Raw genomic sequence first — 12673 nt, forward strand, 5'->3', positions numbered from 1 at the left:
ATTCAAGGGATTGACGATATATAATCTCTATTCTAGACATTTCCGGCTCTGATTGACAGCATCGTCTATCAATTGAGCACAGCGCCAGGACGGCGTTTAAACAGGAAATAGCAACCATGACGCAACAGGAAGTGTGGCTCAGGCTCTCTGAGGTAAAAGGCCTCAGGGCAGCACGGCTTTGTCAGTGGGTCGACTCACTCGATGATGACACGCCGCTGACTTCTGCTCTGCTTCGTGCTCAGGGTTTTACGGAGGAACAGCGCAGCGCGTTTTTTCATCCACACTCGTTGAATATTACTGCTTCTCTTGCGTGGCTGGAGGAGGAAAATCATCACCTTATCTCGCTTAACAATCCCGAATACCCGCCTCTGCTGAAAAAAATTGCTTCACCGCCGCGGCTGCTTTATGTGCAAGGCCCGCCTGAACTGCTGCTTTCACCGCAGATGGCGATGGTGGGAAGTCGCGACTGTAGCCACTATGGTGAACATTGGGCGCAGTATTTTGCTGCCGGTCTGGTTAACAGCGGTTTTACGATTACGAGCGGCTTGGCCATGGGCATTGACGGTATTTGCCATCGTGCAGCCCTTGACGCTCAGGGCAAAACTATCGCGGTACTGGGCAGCGGCCTGCAGTATATTCATCCACAAATTCATAAATCCTTAGCGAAGCGCATTCTTGATAATGGCGGCGCGCTCGTTTCCGAGTTTCCGCTTAAAGCGCCGCCGTTGCCGCATAATTTTCCGCGACGCAACCGTATCATCAGTGGAATGAGCGTGGGAGTCTTAATTATTGAGGCCTCATTGCGCAGTGGGTCACTGATTACCGCCCGCTGTGCGCTTGAGCAGGGAAGAGAGGTTTTTGCGCTCCCAGGCTCAGTGCATAATCCCAACAGTGAAGGTACCCACTGGCTAATTAAGCAGGGTGCTTATCTGGTCACGGATCCGCTGGATATCGCCGAACATATTGGCAGCGGGCTGACCTGGCTTTCTGCCGAAAATGACGCATTTTCTGATGATTCGACCCTGCTGAGCGAAAAAATTGCTGAAGAAGTGAATATTTGTGCGGAAGTTACCGAACTTGAATTGCCATTTGTCGATGTGTTGGCTAACGTAGGATATGAGGTGACACCTGTTGACGTCGTCGCTGAACGTGCCGGCCAACCTGTGCCAGAGGTAGCAGTTAAATTGCTCGAACTGGAGTTAGCAGGATGGATCGCAGCTGTATCCGGCGGCTATGTCCGAATTAGGAGGGCAGGCCATGTTCGACGTACTAATGTACTTATTTGAAACTTACATTCATAACGAAGCGGAGATGAGTGTCGACCAAGATAGGTTAACAGATGATTTAACCGAAGCCGGATTTCACCGTACCGATATCCACAACGCGTTAAATTGGCTAGAAAAACTTGCAGACTTGCAAGAGGGTGGCACGCCATCGCATTTGCTGGATGCGGACCCCTTTGCTCTGAGAGTTTATACCGACGAAGAGATGAGTCGCTTAGACGTCAGCTGCCGGGGATTCCTGTTATTTTTGGAGCAGATTAAAGTGTTGAACGTCGATACCCGGGAAATGGTTGTCGATCGTGTTATGGCGCTGGATACGGACGAGTTCGATCTTGAAGACCTCAAGTGGGTCGTATTGATGGTTCTCTTTAATATTCCAGGCTATGAAAGTGCATATCAGCAAATGGAAGAGCTGTTATTTGACGTTAATGAAGGTTATCTGCATTAAAGCTATGGGCGTTCGTTACAGTGGTTAACACGACGCGAGTAGTTTGTAGGTAACGGGTAAAATACAGAGCATGACAAAAGCAACGCTTTTTGCTGGGAAGCAAAATGAAATCTGTCCGGAATGTGGGGCCGATTTGGTGATCCGCAGTGGTCGCCACGGCCCTTTTCTCGGTTGTTCCAACTATCCTGAATGTCAGCACATCCGCCCGTTAAAAACTCTGGCCGATGGCCACATTGTTAAAATCCTAGACGGACAGCAATGCCCTAAATGCCAGTCCACCCTGGTTTTACGTCAGGGGCGTTTTGGCATGTTTATCGGCTGTTCTGATTATCCGGCCTGTGACCATATTGAAGTTATCGATAAACCGGAAGAAACGTCGCTGTCATGCCCGCAGTGCGGTCAGGGGCATTTGCTACAGCGCAAATCCAGATTCGGCAAGGTATTTCACGCTTGCGACAGATATCCCGACTGCCAGTTTGCCATTAACAATAAACCGGTTGCGGGCAGCTGCGAGGCTTGCCACTATCCGTTGTTAATGGAAAAGAAAACGGCGCAGGGGATCAAACTCTTTTGTGCCAGTAAGTTATGCGGTAAAGCCGTAGTTAAAGCAGATATAAAAATATGAGCCAACAATCCGAATTCAATATACCTGCCGTATTGCAGGCATTAAAACACCAGCAGGTCGTGGCGTATCCTACCGAGGCCGTTTTTGGACTGGGATGCGACCCCGACAGTGAACAGGCCGTTGAGGCACTTTTGGCTCTTAAGCAGCGACCGCGCGACAAGGGACTTATCCTGATTGCCGACAGCTATGAGCAACTGCTTCCTTATATAGACGAGTCAACGCTCAGCGCCGAGCGTCTCCAGCAAATTTTTGCCAGCTGGCCGGGGCCGGTAACTTGGGTTATGCCGGCAAAGGCGTCCACACCGCAGTGGCTAACGGGGCGTTTTACCTCCCTTGCCGTTCGGGTGAGTGACCACCCTTTAGTGAAAGATCTTTGCCGTCAGTACGGCAAGCCTCTGGTTTCAACCAGTGCTAATCTCAGTGGTCAGCTACCTTGTCGTACGGCTGCTGAAGTAAAACTGCAATTCGGGCCACACTTCCCGGTGCTGGAAGGCGAGGTCGGTGGGCGTCAAAACCCGTCAGAAATTAAAGATGCCACTACCGGCGAACTCATACGCCAAGGTTAAGGAAAGTCAGTCATGTCCTCTTTTGCTGTATTCGGTAATCCAATCAGTCATAGCAAATCACCGCGTATTCACGCCCTTTTTGCTGAGCAAACCGGTATTGCGCATCTATACGGCACCGTTTTGGCCCCGCATGATGAATTTGAAGAGACGCTGCACGGTTTTTTTGCCAATGGAGCAAAAGGCGCAAATATTACCGTTCCTTTTAAGGAGCGAGCATTTGCCGAGTCAGATGAACTGTCGGACCGCGCTTCGCTGAGCGGTGCCGTTAATACGTTGAAGCTATTAGAGGATGGCCGTCTACTGGGCGACAATACCGACGGCGTTGGTATGCTGAGCGATCTGCAGCGGCTGGATATGATCAAGCCTGGCAATCGCGTTTTGTTGGTGGGTGCAGGCGGCGCGGCGCGAGGTGTTATTCTGCCTTTACTTGATTTCGGCTGCGTCGTGGTCGTCACTAACCGTACTTTTGAGCGCGCACAGCATCTGCAGAATATTTTCGAAGCCAAAGGCGACATTACCGCCGTTGCGATGGCTGACCTCGAAGGACAGCCGTTTGATCTGCTCATCAACGCCACGGCTTCAGGAATCAAAGGTGAAGTACCCGCAGTACCCTCTTCGGTAATAACACCGCAGACCCGCATCTACGACATGTTCTATCAGGCGGGCGAAACACCTTTTATTGCCTGGGCAAAACAACACGGGGCAGAACATACTGCCGATGGGTTGGGAATGCTGGTGGGGCAGGCCGCACACGCCTTCTATCTTTGGCACGGCGTAATGCCTGATATTGAGCCGGTGCTAGAACAGTTGAAGCAAGATCTTGCTGGTTAACCTAAATAAGGGGATCCGCATTCAGATCCCCGCTGCATTGAACTGAGTAAAGAAGAGAATAAAGAGTGCGGGCGGTTACCTGTCTTCTCCTGACAAGTATTCATCCTTCCATTTAACATAGTTATTGGATGAGTAGGTCAAACCTGCGATTTCTGCGGCCGTAAGTTCCCGGGCTTGTTTGACCGGGCTGCCTAAATAGAGATAGCCGCTCTCCAGCCTTTTACCCGGCGGCACCAAACTGCCGGCACCAATCATCACGTCATCTTCAATTATTGCGCCATCAAGCACTATTGACCCCATTCCAACCAGCACTCTGTTTCCTACCGTACAGCCGTGCAGCATGGCTTTATGCCCCACCGTTACGTCTTCGCCAATAATCAGGGGAAAGCCTTCAGGATTATGTGCGGACTGGTGGGTAACGTGCAGAACGCTGCCGTCTTGGATATTGCTGCGACAGCCAATGACCACATTGTTGACGTCACCGCGAATGGCAACCAAGGGCCAGATGCTAACGTCGTCCGCCAAATCTACATCGCCAATCACTACGCTGGTGGGATCAACCATCACGCGTTCGCCCAATTTTGGGCGGGTTCCTTTATAGGAACGTAAAAACTTAGACATATATTCCTCTCTTATGAGACTGACTGTCTCTGGGAATATAGTCTCTGGATCTCTTAATACATAGTATTGCCCGACAGGATCGTCGATAAAAGCATCCGATCGTGCAAGAACTCCACGAAAGGAGCAAAAAACAGGCGGTTGAATTTAAAAGATCAAAAAACACTTGTGGAATAAATCGGGATCCCTATAATGCCGCTCCAACGACAGGGAACAACGCAGCAGCAACGCGGTGTGAACGAGTCGGGAAGAATTAAAAATGATGTTGATTGATAAAATAATCGGTTGACATTAAATGAGGAAAGCGTAATATACGCCACCTCGAGTTAGCAAGCGAAAGCGCGTAACTCACTGCTCTTTAACAATTTATCAGACAATCTGTGTGGGCACTCACAAGACGATATCAGCCACTTCGGTGGCAACAGAATATCAAGGCAGCAATGCCAAGTCTTAGAGTGACCAAGCAGTAATTCATTATGAATGATGTGAAGTAACTTTGAGCATCGCTGAACTTGTTTCAGCAAATCGAACTTTTAATTGAAGAGTTTGATCATGGCTCAGATTGAACGCTGGCGGCAGGCCTAACACATGCAAGTCGAGCGGTAGCACGGGAGAGCTTGCTCTCTGGGTGACGAGCGGCGGACGGGTGAGTAATGTCTGGGAAACTGCCTGATGGAGGGGGATAACTACTGGAAACGGTAGCTAATACCGCATGATGTCGCAAGACCAAAGTGGGGGACCTTCGGGCCTCACGCCATCGGATGTGCCCAGATGGGATTAGCTAGTAGGTGGGGTAATGGCTCACCTAGGCGACGATCCCTAGCTGGTCTGAGAGGATGACCAGCCACACTGGAACTGAGACACGGTCCAGACTCCTACGGGAGGCAGCAGTGGGGAATATTGCACAATGGGCGCAAGCCTGATGCAGCCATGCCGCGTGTGTGAAGAAGGCCTTAGGGTTGTAAAGCACTTTCAGCGAGGAGGAAGGCGTTGTTGTTAATAGCAGCAACGATTGACGTTACTCGCAGAAGAAGCACCGGCTAACTCCGTGCCAGCAGCCGCGGTAATACGGAGGGTGCAAGCGTTAATCGGAATTACTGGGCGTAAAGCGCACGCAGGCGGTTTGTTAAGTCAGATGTGAAATCCCCGAGCTTAACTTGGGAACTGCATTTGAAACTGGCAAGCTAGAGTCTTGTAGAGGGGGGTAGAATTCCAGGTGTAGCGGTGAAATGCGTAGAGATCTGGAGGAATACCGGTGGCGAAGGCGGCCCCCTGGACAAAGACTGACGCTCAGGTGCGAAAGCGTGGGGAGCAAACAGGATTAGATACCCTGGTAGTCCACGCTGTAAACGATGTCGACTTGGAGGTTGTGCCCTTGAGGCGTGGCTTCCGGAGCTAACGCGTTAAGTCGACCGCCTGGGGAGTACGGCCGCAAGGTTAAAACTCAAATGAATTGACGGGGGCCCGCACAAGCGGTGGAGCATGTGGTTTAATTCGATGCAACGCGAAGAACCTTACCTACTCTTGACATCCACGGAATTCGCTAGAGATAGCTTAGTGCCTTCGGGAACCGTGAGACAGGTGCTGCATGGCTGTCGTCAGCTCGTGTTGTGAAATGTTGGGTTAAGTCCCGCAACGAGCGCAACCCTTATCCTTTGTTGCCAGCACGTAATGGTGGGAACTCAAAGGAGACTGCCGGTGATAAACCGGAGGAAGGTGGGGATGACGTCAAGTCATCATGGCCCTTACGAGTAGGGCTACACACGTGCTACAATGGCATATACAAAGAGAAGCAAACTCGCGAGAGCAAGCGGACCTCATAAAGTATGTCGTAGTCCGGATTGGAGTCTGCAACTCGACTCCATGAAGTCGGAATCGCTAGTAATCGTAGATCAGAATGCTACGGTGAATACGTTCCCGGGCCTTGTACACACCGCCCGTCACACCATGGGAGTGGGTTGCAAAAGAAGTAGGTAGCTTAACCTTCGGGAGGGCGCTTACCACTTTGTGATTCATGACTGGGGTGAAGTCGTAACAAGGTAACCGTAGGGGAACCTGCGGTTGGATCACCTCCTTACCTAAAGATACGCATTGTGCAGTGTCCACACAGATTGTCTGATAGATGTAAATGAGCAAGAGCACCCATTCGTTAAAGGCGTATGAAGCTACCGAGATGTTAAAACATCGGTCGCTTGAATTTGCATAGCAAATTCTCGCCTTTACACGGAAATAGCAAATCAGTGATTTGCTAAGCAATTTCCGTGTCCCCATCGTCTAGAGGCCTAGGACACTGCCCTTTCACGGCTGTAACAGGGGTTCGAATCCCCTTGGGGACGCCATCCGATAACGCGTGAAAGTCGTTATCACTCTGACCGTGCAGGTCAGAAATTATCTTAAAGATGACTTTAACGAGTCGTGTTTAAGATATTGCTCTTTAACAATCTGGAACAAGCTGAAAAATTGAAACGATACAGCTGAACATAACTCTCCGTAGAAGTACTGAGTTATGGGCGCCTGTATTAGAGTCTCTCAAATAATCGCAGCACGAACGTGGTCGCTCTTTATTGATTAAAGAAGACACCTTCGGGTTGTGAGGTTAAGCGACTAAGCGTACACGGTGGATGCCTAGGCAGTCAGAGGCGATGAAGGGCGTGCTAATCTGCGAAAAGCGTCGGTAAGGTGATATGAACCGTTATACCCGACGATACCCGAATGGGGAAACCCAATGTGATACGTCACATTATCGCATGGTGAATACATAGCCATGCGAGGCGAACCGGGGGAACTGAAACATCTAAGTACCCCGAGGAAAAGAAATCAACCGAGATTCCCCCAGTAGCGGCGAGCGAACGGGGAACAGCCCAGAACCTGAATCAGTTTATGTGTTAGTGGAAGCGTCTGGAAGGTCGCACAGTATAGGGTGATAGTCCCGTACACAAAAATGCATAGATTGTGAGTTCGATGAGTAGGGCGGGACACGTGACATCCTGTCTGAATATGGGGGGACCATCCTCCAAGGCTAAATACTCCTGACTGACCGATAGTGAACCAGTACCGTGAGGGAAAGGCGAAAAGAACCCCGGCGAGGGGAGTGAAATAGAACCTGAAACCGTGTACGTACAAGCAGTGGGAGCCTACTTTGTTGGGTGACTGCGTACCTTTTGTATAATGGGTCAGCGACTTATATTTTGTAGCAAGGTTAACCGTATAGGGGAGCCGTAGGGAAACCGAGTCTTAACTGGGCGTCAAGTTGCAAGGTATAGACCCGAAACCCGGTGATCTAGCCATGGGCAGGTTGAAGGTTGGGTAACACTAACTGGAGGACCGAACCGACTAATGTTGAAAAATTAGCGGATGACTTGTGGCTGGGGGTGAAAGGCCAATCAAACCGGGAGATAGCTGGTTCTCCCCGAAAGCTATTTAGGTAGCGCCTCGTGAACTCATCTTCGGGGGTAGAGCACTGTTTCGACTAGGGGTCCATCCCGGATTACCAACTCGATGCAAACTACGAATACCGAAGAATGTTATCACGGGAGACACACGGCGGGTGCTAACGTCCGTCGTGAAGAGGGAAACAACCCAGACCGCCAGCTAAGGTCCCAAAGTCATGGTTAAGTGGGAAACGATGTGGGAAGGCATAGACAGCCAGGATGTTGGCTTAGAAGCAGCCATCATTTAAAGAAAGCGTAATAGCTCACTGGTCGAGTCGGCCTGCGCGGAAGATGTAACGGGGCTAAACCATGCACCGAAGCTGCGGCAGCGACGCTTAGGCGTTGTTGGGTAGGGGAGCGTTCTGTAAGCCGTTGAAGGTGGTCTGTGAGGGCTGCTGGAGGTATCAGAAGTGCGAATGCTGACATAAGTAACGATAATGCGGGTGAAAAACCCGCACGCCGGAAGACCAAGGGTTCCTGTCCAACGTTAATCGGGGCAGGGTGAGTCGACCCCTAAGGCGAGGCCGAAAGGCGTAGTCGATGGGAAACAGGTTAATATTCCTGTACTTGGTGTTACTGCGAAGGGGGGACGGAGAGGGCTAGGCTAGCCGGGCGACGGTTGTCCCGGTTTAAGCGTGTAGGGGGTGTAACTTGGTAAATCCGGTTACATATTAACCCTGAGGCGTGATGACGAGTCACTACGGTGATGAAGTAGTTGATGCCGCACTTCCAGGAAAAGCCTCTAAGCATCAGGTAACATTAAATCGTACCCCAAACCGACACAGGTGGTCAGGTAGAGAATACTCAGGCGCTTGAGAGAACTCGGGTGAAGGAACTAGGCAAAATGGTGCCGTAACTTCGGGAGAAGGCACGCTGTCGCTAGGTGGAGGAACTTGCTTCCCGAGCTGAAGACAGTCGAAGATACCAGCTGGCTGCAACTGTTTAATAAAAACACAGCACTGTGCAAACACGAAAGTGGACGTATACGGTGTGACGCCTGCCCGGTGCCGGAAGGTTAATTGATGGGGTTATCCGCAAGGAGAAGCTCTTGATCGAAGCCCCGGTAAACGGCGGCCGTAACTATAACGGTCCTAAGGTAGCGAAATTCCTTGTCGGGTAAGTTCCGACCTGCACGAATGGCGTAATGATGGCCAGGCTGTCTCCACCCGAGACTCAGTGAAATTGAACTCGCTGTGAAGATGCAGTGTACCCGCGGCAAGACGGAAAGACCCCGTGAACCTTTACTATAGCTTGACACTGAACATTGAGCCTTGATGTGTAGGATAGGTGGGAGGCTTTGAAGCGTGGACGCCAGTCTGCGTGGAGCCAACCTTGAAATACCACCCTTTAATGTTTGATGTTCTAACTCGGCCCCATAATCTGGGGTGAGGACAGTGTCTGGTGGGTAGTTTGACTGGGGCGGTCTCCTCCTAAAGAGTAACGGAGGAGCACGAAGGTTAGCTAATCACGGTCGGACATCGTGAGGTTAGTGCAATGGCATAAGCTAGCTTGACTGCGAGAGTGACGGCTCGAGCAGGTACGAAAGTAGGTCATAGTGATCCGGTGGTTCTGAATGGAAGGGCCATCGCTCAACGGATAAAAGGTACTCCGGGGATAACAGGCTGATACCGCCCAAGAGTTCATATCGACGGCGGTGTTTGGCACCTCGATGTCGGCTCATCACATCCTGGGGCTGAAGTAGGTCCCAAGGGTACGGCTGTTCGCCGTTTAAAGTGGTACGCGAGCTGGGTTTAGAACGTCGTGAGACAGTTCGGTCCCTATCTGCCGTGGGCGTTGGAAGATTGAGAGGGGCTGCTCCTAGTACGAGAGGACCGGAGTGGACGCATCACTGGTGTTCGGGTTGTCATGCCAATGGCATTGCCCGGTAGCTAAATGCGGAAAAGATAAGCGCTGAAAGCATCTAAGCGCGAAACTTGCCTCGAGATGAGTCTTCCCTGGAGCTTCGAGCTCCCTGAAGGGACGTTTAAGACTAAGACGTTGATAGGCTGGGTGTGTAAGTGCAGCGATGCATTGAGCTAACCAGTACTAATGACCCGAGAGGCTTAACCTTACAACACCGAAGGTGTTTTAGAGAGACACAAAAGACTTAAGTTTCAATGAAATCAGCTTGTTCAAAGATTGGTTCTGATGGCTTACCCTGAATGATGGGGAAAGCGGTTAGAATAAAACGAATTTGCCTGGCAGCAGTAGCGCGGTGGTCCCACCTGACCCCATGCCGAACTCAGAAGTGAAACGCCGTAGCGCCGATGGTAGTGTGGGGTCTCCCCATGCGAGAGTAGGGAACTGCCAGGCATCAATTTAACATCTTGCTGTGAATTAACCAGCTAGGTGTTGCAGTAGATTAGTATGCTGATATGGCTCAGTTGGTAGAGCGCACCCTTGGTAAGGGTGAGGTCCCCAGTTCGACTCTGGGTATCAGCACCAGAAATAAAGTATTAAAAGAATTTGCCTGGCGGCACTAGCGCGGTGGTCCCACCTGACCCCATGCCGAACTCAGAAGTGAAACGCCGTAGCGCCGATGGTAGTGTGGGGTCTCCCCATGCGAGAGTAGGGAACTGCCAGGCATCAAATAAACAGAGAAACCTCAGTCGAAAGACTGGGGTTTTTTTGTTTGGCGCATTGATGGCCGGTTGCCTGCTCGATAAGAGAGTAGGACTAAAAGCTTCGCTTTTAGCACGTTGCCTGCAACGGCCCGAAGGGTGTATGACGAAGTCATGCATAACCTGCCAGGCATCAAATAAAGCACAGAACCTTAGTCGAAAGACTGGGGTTTTTTGTAAGCATAAAACGGCAATAAAAAGGCCTCGATCTGACGATCGAGGCCTTTTTTGTTTAAATTATCGACTAATTATTAGTGTTTACTGCTCTGAGAGATGCCAATACCGGTCTGAGAGCGTACAAATTGTGGCCAAAAAAGCTTCCTTTCTGCCGCGCCCGAAGGGGATTTATCAGTGATCGAGAAGAACCAAATACCGACAAATGCCACGATCATTGAGAACAGCGCTGGGTACTCATAAGGATAAATCGGCTTGGCGTGACCCAGGATTTGTACCCAAATAGTTGGACCTAGGATCATCAAAATAATTGCCGTGAGCAGCCCTAACCATCCTCCAATCATCGCACCGCGCGTCGTAAGTTTTGACCAATACATCGACAGTAAAATAATCGGGAAGTTACAGCTGGCGGCTATGGAGAATGCCAGCCCAACCATGAACGCAATATTCTGTTTTTCAAACAAAATACCTAACGCAATGGCCACAAAACCAAGCACCACTACTGTCGATTTTGATACCCGCAGCTCGGCAAGCTCCGTTGCCTTGCCGTCCTTTATTACGCTGGAATAAAGGTCATGTGAAACCGCCGAGGCACCTGCCAGTGTTAAGCCAGCCACGACCGCCAGTATGGTGGCAAAGGCTACGGCAGAGATAAAGCCGAGGAAGAAGCTACCTCCCACCGCGTTTGCCAAATGCACCGCCGCCATATTATTACCGCCTAGCAGGGCACCGCTGGCATCTTTAAAGGCCGGATTGGAACTCACTAATACAATGGCACCAAAGCCGATAATAAAAGTGAGTATGTAAAAATAACCAATAAATCCAGTGGCATAGAAGACGCTTTTACGTGCCTCTTTGGCATCATTAACGGTAAAGAACCGCATTAGAATATGCGGTAATCCCGCTGTACCAAACATCAGCGCCAGCCCTAATGACAGCGCAGATATCGGGTCAGAGACCAACCCCCCGGGGCTCATTATGGCAATACCTTTCGGATGCACCGCCGCCGCTTGAGCAAACAGGGTGTTGAAGTTAAATCCAACTGATTTCATTACCATCAGCGCCATAAAACTTGCGCCCGCCAACAGCAATACAGCTTTAATGATTTGCACCCAGGTGGTTGCCAACATGCCGCCAAACAGCACATAGAGCACCATCAAAATACCCACCAGCACCACGGCAACCATATAGTCGAGACCAAATAGAAGCTGAATAAGCTTACCCGCACCCACCATCTGAGCAATCAGATACAGCGCGACGACCACTAGCGAGCCGCAGGCTGAAAGGGTACGAATAGGTTTTTGTTTCAGTCGGTAAGAGGCCACGTCGGCGAAGGTATATTTGCCCAGATTCCGTAAGCGTTCGGCTATCAGAAACAGAATAATCGGCCAACCGATCAGAAAACCTATCGAGTAAATCAGGCCGTCATAACCGGAGGTATAAACCAGCGCAGAAATACCGAGAAAAGAGGCGGCAGACATGAAGTCCCCGGCAATAGCCAGACCGTTTTGCAAACCGGTTATCTGCCCACCCGCCGTGTAGTAGTCCTGACGGGAGCGGGTCCGTTTAGAGGCCCAGTAAGTGATATACAGTGTGGCACCGACGAACAGCACGAACATGATGATAGCTTCGATGTTCAGCGGTTGTCGTTTAACAGCACCGGAAATCCCCTCGGCGGCCCAAGCGCTAGAACTCAGCGCCAGACAGGCCAAAACGCCCAGACGGCGGGCGTTCATGGTTTCACCTCGCGGATAATATCTGCCGTCAGACGGTCAAATTCACCGTTTGCCCGCACGACATAAATGCCGGTTAATACAAAAGAGATAACAATCAGCCCAACGCCCACTGGGATCCCGCGCGTAATGGTGGCGCCTGCGTAAAGCGGCGTGCCCAGCCATTGAGGTTCGAAGGCGATAAGGAAGATAAAAGCGACGTACATTAGCAGCGTAATAATGGAGAGCAGCCAGGCAAACCGGCTGCGCTTATGCACCAACTCTTTAAAACGCGGATTACTTTCAACCTTCTGATAAATGAGATCATTCATCGACACGACTCCTGTGAGGCATTGATTGAGTT

The 12673-nt window shown here is 50.7% G+C and carries 8 protein-coding genes, 2 tRNA genes and 4 rRNA genes; 11 read left to right on the forward strand and 3 right to left on the reverse strand.

Annotated features, from left to right (window positions below; genetic code table 11):
• The first annotated feature begins 116 nt into the window (after positions 1-116).
• The 5 genes from dprA to aroE all read left to right on the forward strand — a co-directional run bounded on the left by dprA (position 117) and on the right by aroE (position 3753).
• A complete protein-coding gene (gene dprA, locus GA565_RS03010) occupies positions 117-1286 on the forward strand; it encodes a DNA-protecting protein DprA (RefSeq protein ID WP_152197302.1) in 1170 nt (389 codons plus the stop codon).
• A complete protein-coding gene (locus GA565_RS03015; RefSeq protein ID WP_055774021.1) occupies positions 1258-1731 on the forward strand; it encodes a DUF494 family protein in 474 nt (157 codons plus the stop codon). The genes dprA and GA565_RS03015 overlap by 29 nt, the downstream gene beginning before the upstream one ends.
• A gap of 70 nt (positions 1732-1801) precedes the next feature.
• On the forward strand, positions 1802-2356 hold the full coding sequence (locus GA565_RS03020; protein ID WP_152197303.1) for a type I DNA topoisomerase: 555 nt from the start codon (positions 1802-1804) through the stop codon (positions 2354-2356).
• Positions 2353-2922 carry an L-threonylcarbamoyladenylate synthase type 1 TsaC gene (tsaC, locus tag GA565_RS03025; RefSeq protein ID WP_152197304.1) on the forward strand — a complete coding sequence of 190 codons (570 nt, stop codon included), beginning with the start codon at positions 2353-2355 and terminating at the stop codon, positions 2920-2922. The genes GA565_RS03020 and tsaC overlap by 4 nt, the downstream gene beginning before the upstream one ends.
• 12 nt (positions 2923-2934) lie before the next feature.
• On the forward strand, positions 2935-3753 hold the full coding sequence (gene aroE / locus GA565_RS03030; protein ID WP_152197305.1) for a shikimate dehydrogenase: 819 nt from the start codon (positions 2935-2937) through the stop codon (positions 3751-3753).
• A 75-nt stretch (positions 3754-3828) separates the two neighbouring features.
• On the opposite strand, the gene GA565_RS03035 is transcribed toward aroE, so the two are convergent.
• A complete protein-coding gene (locus GA565_RS03035) occupies positions 3829-4374 on the reverse strand; it encodes a gamma carbonic anhydrase family protein (protein ID WP_152197306.1) in 546 nt (181 codons plus the stop codon).
• A gap of 531 nt (positions 4375-4905) precedes the next feature.
• Here GA565_RS03035 and GA565_RS03040 point away from each other — a divergent pair.
• The 6 genes from GA565_RS03040 (at position 4906) to rrf (GA565_RS03065) (ending at position 10387) form a co-directional block, all read left to right on the forward strand.
• Positions 4906-6448, forward strand: a 16S ribosomal RNA gene (locus GA565_RS03040).
• A 186-nt stretch (positions 6449-6634) separates the two neighbouring features.
• Positions 6635-6710 (forward strand) — tRNA-Glu (locus GA565_RS03045).
• Between the two features lie 255 nt (positions 6711-6965).
• Positions 6966-9873, forward strand: a 23S ribosomal RNA gene (locus GA565_RS03050).
• Between the two features lie 126 nt (positions 9874-9999).
• Positions 10000-10115, forward strand: a 5S ribosomal RNA gene (gene rrf / locus GA565_RS03055).
• Between the two features lie 56 nt (positions 10116-10171).
• A tRNA-Thr gene (locus tag GA565_RS03060) sits at positions 10172-10247 on the forward strand.
• A 24-nt stretch (positions 10248-10271) separates the two neighbouring features.
• A 5S ribosomal RNA gene (gene rrf / locus GA565_RS03065) occupies positions 10272-10387 on the forward strand.
• Together the 16S, 23S and 5S rRNA genes with 2 tRNA genes alongside form the textbook arrangement of a ribosomal RNA operon.
• A gap of 287 nt (positions 10388-10674) precedes the next feature.
• On the opposite strand, the gene GA565_RS03070 is transcribed toward rrf (GA565_RS03065), so the two are convergent.
• Positions 10675-12333, reverse strand: coding sequence for a cation acetate symporter (locus tag GA565_RS03070; protein ID WP_152197307.1), 1659 nt, complete (start codon positions 12331-12333; stop codon positions 10675-10677).
• Positions 12330-12641: a DUF485 domain-containing protein gene (locus tag GA565_RS03075; RefSeq protein ID WP_152197308.1), complete on the reverse strand. Its 312-nt coding sequence runs from the start codon at positions 12639-12641 to the stop codon at positions 12330-12332. The genes GA565_RS03070 and GA565_RS03075 overlap by 4 nt, the downstream gene beginning before the upstream one ends.
• Positions 12642-12673: the final 32 nt, after the last annotated feature.

This window comes from Rouxiella sp. S1S-2, from assembly GCF_009208105.1.
Taxonomy (GTDB): Bacteria; Pseudomonadota; Gammaproteobacteria; order Enterobacterales; family Enterobacteriaceae; genus Rouxiella.